Source organism: Bacteroides mediterraneensis (genome assembly GCF_025993685.1).
GTDB lineage: Bacteria > Bacteroidota > Bacteroidia > Bacteroidales > Bacteroidaceae > Phocaeicola > Phocaeicola mediterraneensis_A.
In genome coordinates this window covers 1,636,941-1,654,783 of the sequence record NZ_DAJPEN010000001.1, presented here as the reverse complement: position 1 = coordinate 1,654,783, position 17,843 = coordinate 1,636,941, and the positions used below count along the sequence as shown (strand labels likewise).

General features: G+C 38.6%; 19 protein-coding genes and 1 pseudogene. 11 read left to right on the top strand and 9 right to left on the bottom strand.

What is annotated here, in order from left to right; genetic code table 11:
• Window positions 1–84: 84 nt before the first annotated feature.
• The 4 genes from OIM59_RS06910 to OIM59_RS06895 are packed head-to-tail and all read right to left on the bottom strand — an operon-like array spanning window position 85 to window position 4,517.
• Window positions 85–2,175, bottom strand: coding sequence for a type IA DNA topoisomerase (locus tag OIM59_RS06910; RefSeq protein ID WP_303895883.1), 2,091 nt, complete (start codon window positions 2,173–2,175; stop codon window positions 85–87).
• A gap of 54 nt (window positions 2,176–2,229) precedes the next feature.
• Window positions 2,230–3,783, bottom strand: coding sequence for a DUF3945 domain-containing protein (locus OIM59_RS06905; protein ID WP_303895882.1), 1,554 nt, complete (start codon window positions 3,781–3,783; stop codon window positions 2,230–2,232).
• Window positions 3,784–3,801: 18 nt separating this feature from the next.
• Window positions 3,802–4,152: a helix-turn-helix domain-containing protein gene (locus OIM59_RS06900; RefSeq protein ID WP_217770530.1), complete on the bottom strand. Its 351-nt coding sequence runs from the start codon at window positions 4,150–4,152 to the stop codon at window positions 3,802–3,804.
• 2 nt (window positions 4,153–4,154) lie between these two features.
• Entirely contained in the window at window positions 4,155–4,517 is a 363-nt protein-coding gene (locus OIM59_RS06895) for a helix-turn-helix domain-containing protein (protein WP_303895880.1), read from the bottom strand.
• A gap of 224 nt (window positions 4,518–4,741) precedes the next feature.
• On the opposite strand from OIM59_RS06895, the gene OIM59_RS06890 reads away from it, so the two are divergent.
• Window positions 4,742–5,044, top strand: a complete 303-nt coding sequence (locus tag OIM59_RS06890; protein WP_303895878.1) for a helix-turn-helix domain-containing protein — start codon at window positions 4,742–4,744, stop codon at window positions 5,042–5,044.
• A gap of 39 nt (window positions 5,045–5,083) precedes the next feature.
• A complete protein-coding gene (locus OIM59_RS06885; protein WP_272712165.1) occupies window positions 5,084–5,383 on the top strand; it encodes a helix-turn-helix domain-containing protein in 300 nt (99 codons plus the stop codon).
• 69 nt (window positions 5,384–5,452) lie between these two features.
• Here OIM59_RS06885 and OIM59_RS06880 read toward each other — a convergent pair whose 3' ends face one another.
• From OIM59_RS06880 to OIM59_RS06870, 3 genes are read right to left on the bottom strand one after another with little or no spacing between them, the layout of a single operon-like run.
• Window positions 5,453–5,827 carry a hypothetical protein gene (locus OIM59_RS06880; RefSeq protein WP_303895876.1) on the bottom strand — a complete coding sequence of 125 codons (375 nt, stop codon included), beginning with the start codon at window positions 5,825–5,827 and terminating at the stop codon, window positions 5,453–5,455.
• A 3-nt stretch (window positions 5,828–5,830) separates the two neighbouring features.
• A complete protein-coding gene (locus OIM59_RS06875) occupies window positions 5,831–7,039 on the bottom strand; it encodes a site-specific integrase (protein ID WP_303895874.1) in 1,209 nt (402 codons plus the stop codon).
• Between the two features lie 19 nt (window positions 7,040–7,058).
• Window positions 7,059–8,288, bottom strand: coding sequence for a site-specific integrase (locus OIM59_RS06870; RefSeq protein ID WP_302023757.1), 1,230 nt, complete (start codon window positions 8,286–8,288; stop codon window positions 7,059–7,061).
• 286 nt (window positions 8,289–8,574) lie between these two features.
• Between OIM59_RS06870 and OIM59_RS06865 the strand changes: the two are divergent.
• The 8 genes and pseudogenes from OIM59_RS06865 to OIM59_RS06830 all read left to right on the top strand — a co-directional run.
• Window positions 8,575–8,742: pseudogene (locus OIM59_RS06865) on the top strand (tyrosine-type recombinase/integrase); the annotation flags it as partial.
• Window positions 8,743–8,875: 133 nt separating this feature from the next.
• Entirely contained in the window at window positions 8,876–9,175 is a 300-nt protein-coding gene (locus OIM59_RS06860; RefSeq protein WP_117887529.1) for a glutaredoxin-related protein, read from the top strand.
• A 2-nt stretch (window positions 9,176–9,177) separates the two neighbouring features.
• Window positions 9,178–9,768 (top strand): YqiA/YcfP family alpha/beta fold hydrolase, encoded by a 591-nt coding sequence (locus OIM59_RS06855; RefSeq protein WP_303895868.1) that lies wholly within the window; start codon window positions 9,178–9,180, stop codon window positions 9,766–9,768.
• A 256-nt stretch (window positions 9,769–10,024) separates the two neighbouring features.
• Window positions 10,025–10,708, top strand: coding sequence for a hypothetical protein (locus OIM59_RS06850; protein ID WP_303895867.1), 684 nt, complete (start codon window positions 10,025–10,027; stop codon window positions 10,706–10,708).
• 66 nt (window positions 10,709–10,774) lie between these two features.
• Window positions 10,775–11,143, top strand: coding sequence for a helix-turn-helix domain-containing protein (locus OIM59_RS06845; protein WP_303895866.1), 369 nt, complete (start codon window positions 10,775–10,777; stop codon window positions 11,141–11,143).
• A 151-nt stretch (window positions 11,144–11,294) separates the two neighbouring features.
• Window positions 11,295–11,534 (top strand): helix-turn-helix transcriptional regulator, encoded by a 240-nt coding sequence (locus OIM59_RS06840; RefSeq protein WP_303895864.1) that lies wholly within the window; start codon window positions 11,295–11,297, stop codon window positions 11,532–11,534.
• Window positions 11,512–12,657, top strand: a complete 1,146-nt coding sequence (tcmP, locus tag OIM59_RS06835) for a three-Cys-motif partner protein TcmP (protein WP_303895862.1) — start codon at window positions 11,512–11,514, stop codon at window positions 12,655–12,657. The genes OIM59_RS06840 and tcmP overlap by 23 nt, the downstream gene beginning before the upstream one ends.
• Window positions 12,657–13,397, top strand: coding sequence for a phage Gp37/Gp68 family protein (locus OIM59_RS06830; protein ID WP_303895860.1), 741 nt, complete (start codon window positions 12,657–12,659; stop codon window positions 13,395–13,397). The genes tcmP and OIM59_RS06830 overlap by 1 nt, the downstream gene beginning before the upstream one ends.
• Window positions 13,398–13,560: 163 nt before the next feature.
• Here OIM59_RS06830 and OIM59_RS06825 read toward each other — a convergent pair whose 3' ends face one another.
• Together OIM59_RS06825 and OIM59_RS06820 are read right to left on the bottom strand one after the other, a co-directional pair.
• The gene (locus OIM59_RS06825) at window positions 13,561–14,217 is read right to left on the bottom strand and encodes a hypothetical protein (RefSeq protein ID WP_303895859.1); all 657 of its coding nucleotides are present in this window, start codon (window positions 14,215–14,217) and stop codon (window positions 13,561–13,563) included.
• On the bottom strand, window positions 14,217–16,211 hold the full coding sequence (locus tag OIM59_RS06820) for a DEAD/DEAH box helicase (protein WP_303895857.1): 1,995 nt from the start codon (window positions 16,209–16,211) through the stop codon (window positions 14,217–14,219). Before OIM59_RS06820 ends, OIM59_RS06825 begins: the two co-directional genes overlap by 1 nt.
• A 462-nt stretch (window positions 16,212–16,673) precedes the next feature.
• On the opposite strand from OIM59_RS06820, the gene OIM59_RS06815 reads away from it, so the two are divergent.
• Window positions 16,674–17,843, top strand: coding sequence for a hypothetical protein (locus OIM59_RS06815; protein ID WP_303895855.1), 1,170 nt, complete (start codon window positions 16,674–16,676; stop codon window positions 17,841–17,843).

Genomic DNA, 17,843 nt, shown 5'->3' with positions numbered 1-17,843 from the left:
AAGGTAGTCCAATCCGGATGAAATACGAAATAAATTCCGCTGATAATTCATCCGAAAGGCGGATTATCCCTTACTTCCCATTCCTCACTTTCTCTTTTTTGCGGATGCCGCACCGTCCTTTCTTTCCGGAAAGACAAAACCGGTGTTGAAGTCGGCATCAAAGACCAGGGCGGCATCGAAACGCTTGCCCTGCTTGTTCTTGAATCCCTTCAGAACACCCGTCTTTCCCTTTGTCAGCAGTTCCCTGATTTCATCATCGGTAAGCATCCTGTTGGCTTTCAGCCTGAATATGGGTAGGCCGCATTCCGTGTTGTCGCATCGTACCACCTTGCCGAAGAACTGCATCCTGCCCGTTCCGCACTTGGGACACGTGCAGCCTGAATCCTTTTTCCCGAACAGCTTTTCGCACGACAGCAGTTCGGAGGTGATGGACGTCGCATATTCCTCAATCTCCTTGCGGAACTTTCCGGCAGGTACCTCTCCGCGTTCGATGCACGCTAGCTCCTTTTCCCATTCGCCGGTCATGGCTACGTCGGCAATGCGCATGGTCTTGACAATGGAATAGAGGGCAAGCCCTTTTTCTGTGGGCACAAGGCATTTCTTCTGCCTTATCACATATTCGCGGGCAAAGAGCGTTTCAATGACGGAGGCACGGGTGGCGGGGGTTCCGATACCGCAGTCCTTCAGTGCCTGACGCAGTTCCTCGTCCTCGATTTCCCTGCCGGCCGTTTCCATCGCCGAGAGCAGGGTGGCTTCCGTATGGAGAGGCTTGGGCTTGGTCTTTCCTTCGGTCATGGAACAGCCGCTGAGGTGCAGCAGTTCCCCTTCTTTCCAGTCCGGAAGTATCGTCTCTTCCTGTTCTTCCTTGCAGACGGCACGCCATCCGGCCTGTTTCACTACATGACCTTTGGCTGAGAACACCACACCGGAACATTCCACCGTGACGGCTGTCACGTCCTTCACGCATTTTTCCGAAAAGGCTTCTATCATGCGTCCCGCTATCAGATGGTACACCTTACTTTCATCTTCGGAGAGGAACAGGGGCTTTTCTCCAGTAACCAGCAGTGCGTGATGGTCTGTCACCTTGCTGTCATCAACGCTTCTTCGGGTAGGCTCCGGCTTTTGCGGGATTTTGTCGCTCCATTGTGAGAGTCTGCCGATGAAAGCCAGCAGTTTCGGTATTTCCGCAAAGACATCTTCCGGGATGTATCGGCTGCCGGTTCGGGGATAGGTGACGAGTTTCTTCTCATAAAGTTTCTGCGTGATGTCGAGTGTCTGCTCTGCCGTGAACCCGTACTTCGTGTTCGCATCCTTCTGGAGTGTGGTCAGGTCATACAGAAGCGGTGTTTCTTCGATTTTCTCCTTTCGTTCGACTTTCACGACAGTAGCCGTGTTGCTCTCCTTTACATTATTATATAGGGCTGTTGCGGTTGCCTTGTCCTTCCATTTCTCCACCGACGGCATTTTCACGACTCCGTCACTGTCCTGTACTTTTGCCGAGATATGCAACTGCCAGAAGGCTTCGGGGGTGAAACGGCGGTTTTCCCAATAACGTTCACAGATCATCGCCAGTGTCGGCGTCTGGACACGTCCCACCGAGTAGGTTCCGCGTCCGGCTGCGATGGACAGTGCCTGCGTTCCGTTTATCCCCACCAGCCAGTCGGCTTCAGTTCGGGCTTTGGCGGCATGGTAAAGGTTGTCATACTTGCTTCCGTCTTCAAGGTGTTTCAGTCCCTCACGGATAGCCTTGTCCGTCAGGCTGCTTATCCACAGACGCACGAACGGGACCGTACAGCCGATATAATGATAGAGGTATCGGAATATCAGCTCACCTTCGCGGCCGGCATCGGTCGCCACAATAATCTGCTCGCTGTCCTTAAACAGTCTGGTAATGATTTTTATCTGGGCGACCACGCTGCTGTCCGCCTTGTATCCTTTTTCCGTCCTTACCTGTCGGGGAACAAGCGTGAAGGTTTCGGGAATGATGGGCAGGTTGCTGCGTACAAAGCCGTGCAGGTTGTATTCTTCCGGCATGGCGGGCTGGACAAGATGTCCGAATGCCCATGTCACATTATAACCGTTTCCGGTCAGATAACCTTCCTCTCGCTTGCCGGCACCCACGATGCGGGCGATTTCACGTGCCACACTGGGCTTTTCTGCTATGATTGTTTTCATACTGATTTGTTTTGATTCTGTTTTTTATGTTTTTGGATTTAGTGGTGTGCGGGACTATACTTTCATGCCTTTGTTTTTCTTGGGCTTTTCCTGCTGCTGCTTCTGTGCGTCATCCTTCGGGGCTGACTGTCCCTGCTGCAGCGGCTCTTTGATGTTCTTGGTCGCTTCGTTCGTCTTGCCCTCGCTGTTTACGGCTACCTGTGTCCGGCTTTCGTTCGACGGGGCGACTTTCTGGGCATTGTCCGGATTTTCATCGTAGCGGTACGGGCGTCCCTTTTCCGGATTAAACTTGACATACATGATGGCGTGCTGCCCCTGCTTGTCCGTCACGTTCTCCAGTCTGATGGTCTTGCCTGCCTTGTAGTCCGCCTGCTGCTGTTCCGTCAGGGGCTTGCCGCACCATTTGGTGATGCCGCGGATACTGCCGTCCTCGTTCGTCCATGTGTTCCTTTTCTGCTGCTTCGCATCCTGCTTTTCAGCGTCGTTCATGTCCGGTTCCAGTTCCGGCAGTTCCGTGTTGTCCTGTTTCTGTACGGTACGCGGGGACTTTCCGGTGCCCGGCACGAACTCGACTCCGCGCTGTTCCACATTCACCTGCAGGGTCGTTACGAACTTCCTTCCGTCATTGCGTTCCACCAGCTTGTCTTTTACCGGCAGCCCCGCACGGAGCATTTCCTGCTCCTGTTTGGTGATTTCCGTCTTTCCGATTCTTTCCGGTATGCGTACCTTGCTGGCAGGGACATCGGTGATTTCGTTCGTCTTGCGGTCAATGCTGATGTACGAGGGAATAATCTCTCCGGTTTCCTTGTCCACAAGGTCAATCACACGTCCCATGTTGCCGGTAGCCTTCAGATTCCTTTTGTCGTCTTCCGAGAACTTGTGTTCTTTGTATTCGTCAAGTTTCTGCTCCTTGCGGATGAAATGCGGTACAAGACCGATGCTGCCGTCCTCGTTTTTCCTGAACGACAGGCGGGCATCCAGTTCAAAGGTTTCCTCCCCGAACTTTGGGGTCACTTTCACCAGATCCGACTTGCCGTAGTTGAGCATCTTCTGCAGGTCACCGGACTTTTCAAGCTCCTCACGGTCGATGCCCCATTTCTCTTTCAGTTCCTGCCAGTTGATTGAACTCTCGTCAATGGGCTGGTAGCCTTGTCGGACCTGAGGCTTTTCCTGCGTTTTTTCCTGTTTCTGTTCCATGTTTTCCTGTTTTTGGGTTTCACCCTGTTCCTCTTTCTTCTCTTTTTTCTCTTCTTCCGCCTGCATCTGATAGGGGAATGTGTCCACCTTGTGCGGGGCAAGGATGTCCTTGTTCTGATAAGGATTCTGCAGCAGGTCCTTCATCACTCCCAGAAGTGAATCCACCTGATCCGCCGCTATGCGGTAGAAACCGAAGCGGCTGGGTTCCTTGCATTGCCGGAAGAAGTTTTTGAAAAAGTTGTCGAGCATGTCGCCATGCTTGTCGAACAGTAGAAAATCCTTTGCGTTGTCCAGCCTTGCCGGAGTCCGCTTGGGCGAGCCGTCCGCATTAAGGCCGGCTACCACGCTGATTTCGCCCGTCTTTTCGTCACGGACTATCAGCACGTCCTTTTCGTCGCTTTTCTTTGCCATTTGAATAATTTTTAATTGTTATTTATTAAAGAAATTATGGATACGAGCCTTGTAGAACTCGACATCGTCCTTCTGGAAGTCCTTTACGTGTTCCGACAGGAATTTCAGCACGTCATCTTCGCTGTAATAGGTCTTCTTGCCCAGTATCTTGTAGGGCAAGGCTCCCGTGCTGCGGTAACGTTGCAGTGACCGTTTGCTTATCTGGAGCAGCAGGCACAGGTCCTGGTTGTCAAAGAGCCGTATCCTGTCCGGCGTGTGTTCCCGTTTTTCCGGTGCTTTCAGGGCAAGCAGCATCTCGTCCTGACGTTCAAGCCTTTCAAGGATGGTTTCCATCCACTGCTCAAACAGTTTCTTTGTCAGCAGTTCCATGTTCATGTCCTCCTTCCTTTCGGCTGCCTGCCGTTTCCGGTGGGCAGTCTGCTGTTATGGTGCAGTTCATCGAGTGTTCTGTCGTCCTCCCGGATGGTATGGGAGTCAAGAATCCTCCGGATTTCCGAGAGCCTGTACTGGCATTTGCGCCGCAGGACCACGTATCTGATACGGTGATCATCCCTCATGCGCTGCAAGGTCCGCTTGCTTACGCCCAGTTCTCTGGCGGCTTCATTCGTGTCGAGAAGCCTGTCCGTATTTTCACGTTTCATCGCCTCCCTGATTTCACGGACATAGCCGGCTACTTCTGCAATCTGTTCCATCATTGCCTTGTATGCGGAACTTTCCATCGTTATCACTTTCATGTTCTGTCTTTTTTCTTGTTCCTGCGGCAAAGTTCAGCAATAAACAAAAGGGGCTTTAACAACTCACTACGTGGCTCACGTGAGATTTTTCCGAGAAATGGCTCCGTTACCCGGACAAACGGCGCAACAAGTTGCCAGTTTTCATAAATCCATTGCTTTACGCATGTTATGTCTTTTATTTGCAGCAAAACAATTTTCAAACGATAACTAAAAAAGGAGGCAAAATGGAATTTGTAGGAATTGAAAAACAAATGTTTGAGGAAATGGTACGAAAGTTCGAACAGTTCGAGCAAAAGGTTATGGAAATTTGTAACCAAAGGAATGACAAGAAATTAAACAAATGGATGGACAACCAGGAAGTATGTAATTTTCTGAATATATCTCCGCGTACTTTACAGACTTTACGCGATAACGGAACATTATCTTTCTCACAGATAAAACACAAAATGTTCTATAAGCCCGAAGATGTACAGAATATTGCAATAAGAATAAAAAACAATCCTCATACCACTAAAAAGAGAGTCTAAATCTTATAAGATTACACAACCACTAAATCCAAATAAAAGATGAATGATTTTAATACTGACAGTAATGCATGGATTCAACACATTATGGAAAGTTTTGAACGCATGCGAAACAGAATTGAGAATATGGCTCTAGCAAACCGTCCATTATTGGATGGAGAACGTTATCTGACAGATAAGGAAGTGTCAATTCTACTAAGACTCAGCAGAAGGACACTTCAAGATTATCGTAATGAAGGAATAATATCATACTATCAATTAGGTGGTAAAATCCTATACAGAGAAAGCGACATTGAAAAAATGCTTCAGGAAAATTATAAACAAGCTTATAAAACAAGATAATTCTAATTGAAACGGCAAGAGCCGATAGCTGAAGGTACCGTCCTACTCCGCTATCGGCTCTCATTACAATTAACATTTTACATTAACCCATTTTTGATTAATAAAGCAAAAGAAATTTTTTGCTGATGTATTCATAGCTCTATATATCAAAAAATTCCGTAATTGACTGGCTACATAAGTATCCAATTGGAAAGCCAATGCAAAAATCATTTCCACACTATAAAGATTTTCATAGAACCCATCTTTTCGTTTAACACGTTTTTCGACTTCTCCTGATTTCAATATACCCTTTTTATAGATGGCTCGGACTGCAGCTCTGAAAGTAGGTGCTATAATGTTAAAGAAATCCACTAACTCCGGCTCATTCATCCAAATATCAGAAGTACATTTTGTTTGAATTTTTATATTTCCATACCCGTCAATGGCTATTTTTCCTCTTTCCATACGTTAAATATTATCGGGGTTGATTATATGTTTTCTTTTCTCCATTAGTTTATCCATATCTTCTGAAATCTTGTCATCTGTAACTTTTGCGTATCCTTGTGTCGTTCTGATATTTGTATGTCCCATCATTTTGGATATGCTTTCCATAGGAACCCCTGTAGAGACCATCAGGGTACCAAAAGTGTGACGACTTTGATGATATGACAGGTTATGTTTGAACTGATGGGAAAATCCCAACTCATGTATTTCAAACCAAATCATATCACGTATTGGTAACGGGAAAATGGGTTTACTGTCATCTGTTGTATTATACAAGGATATTATCTGCTCTGCTATCGGATGCAACGGAATAAACGACTCAACGCTTGTTTTCTTACGATAAGTTCTGATATATTTCCGCCCTTCTGCAGTTGTACCAATATGATGCGGATAAAGATTGCGTACATCAACATAAGCCAAACCGCAAAAACATGAAAATATAAAGGTCCTTCTTGCCAGTTCTTGTAATGGATCTGGTTTAGGACTGCTCATTATCTCCTGAAGTTGTTTCTTGCTTATATACATGAGCTTTGCGGGTAGCCTCTTTTCATATTTTATATCATCCAAAGGATTATATCTCAAAATTCCGTTGTCCACAGCAAGATAGACCAGGCGTTTCAGCCAACAAAGACAATGGTTCCGGTATGACGACTTATGAGGGTAATTTGTTTTCAGATACAAAACGTAATTAATACCGAATTCTTCGGTAATATCTGTAAAAAGCATGTCCTCCTTACCCAGAGAACGGATATACTCACCCAAGTAGTAATGATACATTTTTGATTGCCGGTAACTGGAAGTTGAATCTATTTGAATGGAACGGATTTTTAGATTTTCCCGTTCCACCTCTCCTGCCTGTAATATATACTTCGGGATACCGACAGCTCCAGTCATGGCTGTTTTCAGCAATTCAGCACTAATGACACCGTTTACTTTCAACAGTTCAGCATAAGTTTCATCTACGCGTTTTTTATATTCACCAAGCATTCCATTCAGCCTGTTGTTTTTGACTTCTCCTTTCTTACTGTTCCACTCTTCCGGCTGACAATACAACCCAGTCGATAATACAACAGCCTTTCCGTCTATTGTAATACGGCACATAATTGATGTGGTCCCGTCAGATTTGACTTTACTGCGGTTTATATAATACAGTTGCTTATATGTACTTCTCATGATTCTTTCTTTTTTAATTTTATAATACCAGTTTCATATCACTTGTAGCTTCGATAAATTTGTCCATATCCTCGAAAAGTTTTTTAGGAGTTACCCTTGCATAAAGCTGGGTAGTTGTCAGATTGGTATGGCCCAGCATTTTGCTGATTGTTTCGATGGGGACACCAGCTTCAAGGGTTATCAGACTTCCGAAGGTATGTCTTCCCATATGATAGACCAAATCACAGCTTATACCTGCCAGATCCCGCAAACCTTTCATATGTCGTCTCATATTGGGATGGTATATCATTGGGAAAAGCTCTTTCCTGTCTTCAGAACGATATTTTTCTATAAGAGCAATAGCTTCAGGAAGCAGTTTGACACGGGCTTGATATTCATTCTTTTTTCTCAGGTATTTTAACCATAAATCGCCTTTATCGTCCTTGTATATATTTTCTCGAGTGATTGAAACTGCATCCGCATACGGAACTCCTGTGTAACAAGCAAAGAGGAACAAATCCCTGGCTATATTATGAGTGATTCTTTCCGGTGGTATTACAACATCACGGATCTTCTCAAAATCCTCACGACTCAAAGCCCGTGGTGGTTTCCGATTCTCTTGTGGTAGTTTGAAATTCTCAAAATAACGCTTCTCAGCATATCCTTCCTTGAATGCCATCCGACAGATTTTCTTCAGGATTGCCAGATAATGTCTTGCCGTATCCACCGCAAGACCTTTATCTTTTAAAATATAATCCTGAAACTCCCAAGGTATATGTTCATTCAACTGCCCAAAAGCGACATCACTTGTCTTAAATCGTTTTTGAATATATTCGCCAAGATATCTGCGTGTGTAAACATATGTTGACATAGAAGTTTTTGCCACATCAATACCGATTCTTGAACGCATGTCCTCGATATGCATATCAAGCCGTTTCAACAAAGTCATCTGGGTTTCCACACTTCCCTGCAAAAGCTCTTTTACAGCTACCGCATCAAAATCAATCTTACGTTCAACAAGTGAATCAAATGCAGAATTGACCGAAAGCAAGAGCCGGTCAATTTTCGCATTAATATCAACGGCCTCTTTACTCTTTCCATTCAGTCGGCTTTCTCTTGGATTCCATAACTCCGGAGTACATGACAGCTTGCAGCTGAATTGCGCCATCGTGTTGTTTACCGTTATTCGCCCCATTATCGGAGCCTTTCCGAATTTATCAAGACCGCTCTTTTTCAGGTAGAGCAACACCTTGAATTTTTCTACTTTCATACGCTTATTTTTTTAATGGCAAAATTACCTCACACATAAGCGTTCTTTGATATGCAAAACATTGAGAATCAATGAAAAATTATCGCAGTTTCAGATTCTTTAATCTTCATTCTGTTACCTCTTCGCCTTAGGTAACTGGACAGCTAACACTCTGGTAACTGAACTACTGCAATACTTTATCCATTTTTGCTTTTTCTCATTTTAGCAAATAACAGAATATCTGCTCATATTCAACTCGTTACGTTTGTCTTTCTCATTTCTTCCTCTGCTTACTTCATGTATCCTGTTCCACTGTTTCCGTCATTCGTACGCCGTCATACAAATCTCTTTAGGCACAGATATTTATACAGTATCGAAAATGCTTACTCACAAAAATGTTTCGACCACACAGATTTATGCTGATTTGGTCAATTCGAAAAAACGAGAGACAGCGAATAAGATTTCGTTGAAATAATATAACTCTTATCTTATCTATAACAGGTTATATCTGATAAATCTATCGGATATGACCTGTTTTTATGTTTGCTTTATCTGACAGAATCGCTATCTTTGAAGAAAATTGAGTCTTTAAATGAATAACTACAGCTATGATAAAAATATATGGAATGGAAACTTGTCCGGATTGTACGTATGTAGAAGAACAAGTAAAAGGTAATAACCAATATGAGGTCATCGATATTGGTCAACACGTAAGAGATTTGAAAGCATTCTTGAGATTACGGGATCATCATCCAGCCTTTAATGAAGCCAAAAGTGTTGGAGCCGTTGGAATTCCTTGCTTTGTATTGGAAGACGGTACAGTTACTTTGAATCCAGAAGATGCCGGATTACGTTCACGTCCTATTAATGAAGGAGCAACATGTAATATTGACGGAAGCGGTTGTTGATTATGGCACAGAAAATTCTTTTCCTTCATGGTTTCTTTGCATCAGGTACATGTATCCCAGCTCTTGCCTTGAAAGAATATTTCAGCGGTAAGGCAACAGTCTTGAGTCCAGACTTACCCCTGCATCCACAGGAAGCTATCGACTTTATCCAAAGATTGTGCAACCAAGAACAACCTGATATATTGGTAGGAAACAGTAATGGCTCGTTTTTGGCACAGATAGTAGCATCTAAAAACAATATCCCTGCTTTACTCGGAAATCCTCATTTCGAAATGACACGCTTCTTGATAGTACGTATTGGTTCGCATGAATACAAATCACCACGAGCTAACGGAAATCAGCAGCTTGTCATTAACCAAACATTGATTGATGAATTCGCAGAACTTCAACAGCATCAATGGGACAATTGTCAGGTAGCTAACCAAGAAAATATATGGGGAATATTTGGTGAGAATGACCATCTGGCACACTTTGAGCCTTTATTTTTAATGCATTATAAATATTCATACCACTTTCCTGGCGGTCATACTCCAACAGCTGAAGAAGTACAAAAATATTATGCGCCATTAGCGGAACGATTATTGGAATTATAGCATAACTTATCATATAATATAGAAAGAATACCACTTTTGTTTATTATATGATAAGTTATAAATCCATGTCTTATATTCAATCCCATAAATTAATCCGCCCCTATTCCATCTGAACACTTCATACTTTCCAATAATAATCAAGCTATTTATGACAATTAGTGACGTTTGATGAAGTCTGATGTCACTCTTGTCATTTTCTGATAATACATAATCAGTAAACATTACCTTTGCTTACGAACAGTTAAACATATGGCTTATGTATTTGAAGAAATTTGAATATTATATTTTAGATTCTAGTGTAGCTGGAACATTACTTCTTATAGCACTTGCTATACGCATTGAAGCAGTCAATGCAGGCTTTGATCAATTCAGCTCAAATATTATCTTTATATCGGTCTTTATAATATCTACAGGATTATATATATCAATGCAAATTGCATTATACGAGATAATTATATATTTATGTCATCATAGCAAATCTTTATCTATCCATGAACATCTTAATGATTCTGTGATTGCACCAGAACAAGCATTTATGGAATATGAAAAACTCCGATCGAATACTATTATAGAACAGAAACGTACGAACGATAAAAAGCTAGAGTTAGTACATATATACATCCATCAAACGATGGCTGCTTATACAAGCCAAGAAAATCTGCAGCGCCTCTGTGCTTATATTTCAGATTTCTTTCAGGATAAAACTGCTATCGATATTATTCCTATAAAAGTAGATTCAAAATTGAAAGCTATAGATGTTATGCATTTGGGTTGGAACATAGGTAAAGCATTAGGTAAACGACGTTCTTATACAGCAGAATTCATTAAAAAAGTATTTGCTGATACCATGAAAGAAAATGAAATCAACACGATAATCAAAAAGATGTCTCACTCAGAAACAGAATGCCTGATTAAATTAAATCCACATATAATTCAATAAATCAGACTTTATATTCATAAATACTGCATCAACAAGTATTAATCCTCAAAAGCAAAAACAGATAGTATGACAAAAGAACCTATCACATTCGACAAGCTTCCGCAGGCTGTAAGCTATTTAACAGAACAAGTAGAGAAAATTTACCAATTAGTTGAAACCCTACGACCACAGAAACTTGATCATCAGCATCAACTAATTGACATAGATAAGGCTAGCATACTTATCCAAAAATCAAAACCGACAATCTATAGACTTGCTCGTACAGGTCTCATCCCAAGCTATAAACGTGGTAAAAAATTATATTTCTATGAGGACGAACTCCTTAAATGGATAGAGGCTGGCAAAAAACAAAGCCAACCTCTATCCTATCAGGAACAATCCGCACAAATACTTAGTGGGATGAAACGTAAACCTCGAAATGGGGTTAATATATGACAAATGAAATACACAAAACAAATGAATATTTTAACAATATAGTTGTTTTATAATTATAAAAATATATCATTATATTTTTCATAATTATCGTTTATCCGTATATTTGCAAATAAAGTCAATTTATTGTAGTATTTTGTAATAAATACTCAACATGAAAACAGAAAAAATTAATAGAATAAAAGTTGTATTAGCAGAACAAGAAAAAACAGGAAAATGGTTGGCTGAGCAATTAGGAAAAAATGAATCTACAGTTTCACGCTGGTGTTCTAACACAAGCCAACCATCATTAGAAATGTTGATAAAAATAGCTAATAAATTACAAATAGATGTAAGACAATTGATAAATAATAGCAATAGAGAGTTTGGACATGAAAGAAAATCATTTTTTTGAGCAGCAAACAATGTCTTCGAGAATTAAGGCAAGCATTATTTCAGAATATTTTCCCAAATATTGTAATATCATAATAAATAAGCATAAACCTAAAGAGTTAAGATATATAGATTTATTTGCCGGCCCTGGCAAATATGAAGATGGAAATGTTTCAACCCCGCTATTGGTTGCTAGAAATTGTATAAAAAATAATTTTTTGCAGCAACATGTACGATTTATTTTTAATGATAATACTTATAAAGAACAATTAGAGAAAAACTTCTTTGAAGAATTTCCTAAAGGGTCTTTTGTTATAAATCCCTTTTTTGGAGATCGTACAGTAGGAGAATGGGGAAAAATTACACAATATTTAATAAGAAATACACATGTAGGAAACTATAATGAATCTCCCGCATTACTTTTTATTGATCCATTTGGGTATAAGGGTATTGAGACAAACGTTCTTGCACAATTTTTACAAAATTGGGGCAATGAGATATTTATATTTATTAATACTAAAAGAATACATCCAGCCTTAGAAAATGAGAAATTTGAGTCTTTAATGCGAGATTTATTTCCAACTACATATGAAATAATCAAATCTAATAGGAAATATAAACAATCAGTAGGTGAAAGATTGCAATTAATCATTGACTATTTAGGCTTAGAATACCAAAAGATTTTAAATAGTAAAGTTTATTATACAGCATTCAGATTTCAAGAAGAGGATATTGATACAACAAGTCATTATATTTTACATTTAACGAAAGGGAAAAGAGGATTTGACTTAATAAAAACGATATATAATGACTTTGCTAATGTAGGTACTATTTTTGATGGAATAAACACCTACACTTTTGATGTAAAAAAAATAAATAACCCTATTGCAGAATTATTTGATGTTAGTAAACAAAATATTGAAATTTTAAAGGAAAATATCTATTCTTCATATAAAGGAAAAACAATCACGGCTTTTGAGTTATTTGAAGAACATCAAATTACAGGTAACTATTGCCGATCTCATTATGCAAAAGCATTAAGAGAATTAGTTGAAGAAAATCGCATAAAATCAAAATTTACAGACGGAAAAAATCATATAGTTTCCGTTTTAATATCAAAAAATTGCATCATAGAATTTAAATAATGGCTACAACATCTATTGAATGGACAGATAAGACCTGGAATCCTGTAACAGGATGTACTAAAATATCCGCAGGATGTCAACATTGTTATGCATATGTTATGACTAACAGATTACGAGGTATGAGAAATCCCAAATACAGTCATGGCTTTAATGTCACACTGCATCCTGAAGATTTATATGAACCAATAACGTGGAAACAAAAATCTATGATTTTTGTTTGTTCCATGAGTGATCTCTTTCATAATAATGTCCCATTTGAATTTATTGATAAAGTATTTGATACAATAAGTAAAACTCCACAACACACTTATCAGATTTTGACTAAGAGAGCTGAACGAATGGGTGAATATTTTAAAGAAAGGACCATCCCCTTAAATACTTGGCTTGGTGTTACTGTTGAGAATAAACAATCAAAATATCGTATGGATTATATTCGAAATTTACCCGCCAAAGTAAAATTCATTTCTTGTGAACCTTTACTTGAAGATTTGGGAGAGTTAGATTTAACGGGTATTGATTGGATAATTGTTGGCGGCGAAAGTGGTGTTCAAGCACGCTTAATGGAAAAAGACTGGATAATAAATATAAAAAAACAAGCAGACTTTAACCATATACCTTTTTTCTTTAAACAGTGGGGCACATGGGGAGCAGATAGAATAAAAAGAAACAAGAAAGCTAATGGTAATTTATTAGATGGTTTCGTTATTCAAAATATGCCTAACCATAATATAATAAAATAATAATAGTCAACAATGGCGAGAAGAGAAATTTGCTCAGGAGCTACCAAATGTTGAGCAAATTTCTCCTATTTTATTAGTAGTAATAATATTTATATTAAACAATTTCTTATAAAGAAAGGCTATTAGTCCTCTTACTTTTTTATTGATATAATTTTAATTTACATCATCTTTCATCTTTTAAAAACCAACGTTTTTTCTTATTATCAACAATATCAATAAATTCTTGCTGACTAATTTTTTTTATTAATCCACTCTTAAAAGTTGAAGAGTTGGAAAAATTTATATCAAGATGATGCTTAGGATGAATATGAGGTATACCTCGTTTTTGAGCATCTAAAAACCCTTTTTCATCATAATCAAATCTCAAATATCCTAAATCACAACTCAGTAAGTAGCTAAATATTTTCCAAAAATTTACATTTTTGGTTTCTAATTCATAAATTGGCGTCATAAAATCCCAACAAGATTGTGAATTATATAAATCCGAGTTTAATATGCTAATAAAATTTGACACTAACTCCGCATCGATATTTATTCCACAATAATAAAATGTCACAACATCATTATCTATTTTCATAGTAAAAGGTAACATTATAGAATAATATTTATTTTCGGAGAAAAAGAATAATCGCTGCATATCATCTATATACAAAACTAACCTATCCGTAGCTTTATCTTTCTCTTTTATTTTATCTGCAATAAATATATATCTTATCGCTTCTAAAAGAATTATTAGCAATTCCCTCCTTTCATCAATTCTATGTTTCGGAAAAGCCTTTATTAGTAAATCACCTTCCAATTTATAATCAAGCCTCTTCATTAATAAAACTTCTTATTAATATCTATAAACTGAACGGTTTGTTCTTTATCAAATCTGTCAAATGTTGTTTTAGATAAAGCCGTTAATAGAGCCTCTTTTACTTTTTCATCAACAATACCCTGCTCAATAAATATAGCTTCAATAAAATCTTTATAAGACAAACTACTTTCCTCTTCTTGATATTTGAGTAATGTTTGTTTCATTTTATCTTTTTGTTCTTCTGTAGGAATAGAAGTTTCAATATATAAATCTGAATTAATTATATTCAAACCTCTTGAAAAAACATCTAGTTTATCATTTTGAGTAACCAATAAAAAAGACTGTAGAAATGAACGAGTCAACATTGTATATAGAGTATTACGATATCTATATGAATCCATAATTCTATGCGTTATACATATTACATAAGGGAATTCCAATCCTTTCACATTATTGGGATTCGTTATATATAAATGATTAGCTACGGTTTCTTTACTCTCATATCCTCTAGAAACAGACCAACCAAAAACTTTATTTATAGCTAAACATAACTTGTCTATGTATGTGTAAATTTCTTTATTATCATCAATAAGAATTATAGCAATATCATCTGGTTGAATGTCAGGATTTTCTTTTTGTAGATTTTCGATAATATTACATACATTACTTATCATTGTATTATTAACGATAATAACACTACTATCAATTTCAAGATCATCAAATCGTTTTATAGGATAACGTGACAATCTTAGAGTTTTTGCATTTTTATTTTCCTGAACCTTATACCCTAAGCGTTCCCAACCTTCATTTTCGAACCAATTCAATTTGTTTTTCTCAAAAAGTCCTAAACCAATACTATGGGCAAACATAAGAGTGCGCGGATCAGTTCTATAACATCTATTTAGAATTATATCAACACCTCTAGGCTTACTTTGAATTGTACCAAAAATATCTTGAAAGACATCTCCAGCTGCATACACTTTATGTTTTACAATTTTTTTACATAAATCAAAAAAAACATCAGGAAAGTCTTGACTTTCATCAACAAGGATATAATCAAAACAAGGTTTAAACTCTTTTGGAGGTATTTCGTTTATTTTCTCTAAAGCTTTAGAAAAAATAAATTCATAATTAATAATATTACTGTATTTATAAAAGGTTATTCCATAAAAGTTACAAATATAGGCATACAACCCAGAGTTTTCATTACTATGGGATCCCCAAGCGTGTGTAACCCATAATCTTTCATTCCATTTTATTTGCCTGTCAACTTTCATAAAATCAAAAAATGGAGGGATACGCTGGCGTATTTTTTTAGCTAAAGCAATATTATGGCACGTAAAAAATATCTTAGTATCCTCGTCTTTTGTATACAAGTCTTTTAGTTTATGCAATAACAATTCAGTTTTTCCTGTTCCAGATAGTCCTTGTACTGAGATTATTTTCTTTATAGCATATTCGCGATAAATAAATCTTGTTTGTTCTGCATCAAACAAGATTATTTTATTTTTGACCTTTTCTAATAATGTAGATGGTTGTTCTACTCCAATTTTTTCAATATCATTAATACAACCCGTAAGTAATGATATAATAAGCTCTCCTTTACGTTTTAAATCCTTAGAAATCTTATTCTCAGCAAATAACCTTTCTATATTGATAGAACCATCCTTGATTTGACATTTTTGTAGTAATTCTTCTTTCCATAAACGTGGTCTTCCAATATAGCTTTGATACTTATATTTATTTGATAAAGCACCTAAATCAGATATAAAATCATCAAAATATTCATCAAACTCAGCTCTGCAAGCTAAATCTAAAAATATAATTTTGTGTCCTGGAGATAACACAACAATGACATTTTCTTCATACTCATAGTTAATTTTTTCTCCCAAAGGAGCTGTTATGAGATAAATAACAATGTCATCATGTTTCTTTGAATAATCTTCAAAAGACTTTAATATTTTTTTATTTAATTCGTTTGGAGTAATATGATTAAAAAAAATTGCACTATTCATTTTCCTTCTTATTTATGTTCCAAAGATAACTATAAATAATTTAAAAAAAGACTGACTTACAAAAATTCTTGCTATCCCAATATGATTAAAAATTCTATCATAGTCATATCAATTCACACATAACTCATTCCTATTATTAAAAATTGAATTTCACTATTTTAGATTCAACAAAAAAATCTAATCTATAGTTTAAATCGTGATTATCAATAGTTATATTATTAGATATACAAAAAACAAATCAATTCCATTATTTCATTTCTTACAGCAAAGATCGCCCTTTGCCACTGACTGTGCAAGGCGTCCCTATCGGGCTGGTTGGCTGGAAAAAAATCATCCTCGCTTCGCTCCGGTATTTTTTTCCGCCAAGCCTTGCACCGGTCATTGGCAAAGAACAGCCGGGCCAGTAAGAAATTGAAATACTGGCTCCACGGAGCCGGTCATGTCTAATTTAAATAAAAGAATATGACTGAAGAAGTTGGAAAGAAGGTATGTGAAGGTACAGTAGCAGACCTCATGAAGGACAAGATCGAAAAACAGACGGTTATCACGTTGACAAGAAAGAATGCTTACCGAGTGAAGAAAATCAGAGAACAAGGGACGGATGAAGAAGCCGTCCTTTTTCATTTCCGTAAACGCTGTACGGGAATGGGCTCCTATGTACACACCATCGAAACGGCAGACGGGGAAACAGAACTTCATCCAAATGAATTTGAAAAATGGGAAGCTGTGGAATTCCTGTATCCCGGCTATCTGGAGGACCTGCTTGATGCTGCATACAACGCATACAGATGGAGTTCCTTCGAACCTGAAGCAAGGGCGGAAACAGACATCATGCAATATGAAAAACAACTTGTAGAGGATCTGAAACAAATTCCGGAAGAAAAGCATTACGAGTATGTCAGTGCATACCATAGCAAGTTCTCTGCCTTGCTGGGCAGTCTCTCACGATGTGCCAGTCCGATGGTGACAGGGCCTGCCAAATTCAACTGCCAGCGCAACAACAAGGCCTTGGATGCATACCAGAACAGATTTGATGAATTTCATGACTGGCGTAACCGCTTCAAGGCAGCCATGGAAAGGATGAAAGAGGCTGCCAAACCGGAAGAACAGAAGCAGGAAGAGGCATGGAACCGCCTGAAGCGTGACATTGCAAGCAGCGCACAGACCATTCATGATATTGATACCGGTAAAGCAAGAGGATACAGCCGTGCCTTGTTTGTCAGCAGTATCCTTAATAAGGTAAGCACCTATGCAGGAAAAGGAGAAGTGGAAATCGTACAGAAAGCGGTGGACTTCATTACAGATTTCAATGCGCAATGCAAGAAACCGGTTATCACTCCGCGGAACCGTTTCTTCCAACTGCCGGAAATGGCACGCCAGGCCAGACTGAAACTTCAGGAAATCAGAGAACGGGAAAACCGTGAACTGAAATTTGAAGGCGGAACGCTGATATGGAACTATGAGGCAGACCGCCTGCAAATCCTGTTTGACAGTATTCCGGATGACCAGAGGCGCAAGGAACTGAAATCATACGGTTTCAAATGGTCGCCGAGATACCAGGCATGGCAACGGCAACTTACACAGAATGCCGTATATGCAGTCAAAAGAGTGTTGAACCTTCAAAACCTATAA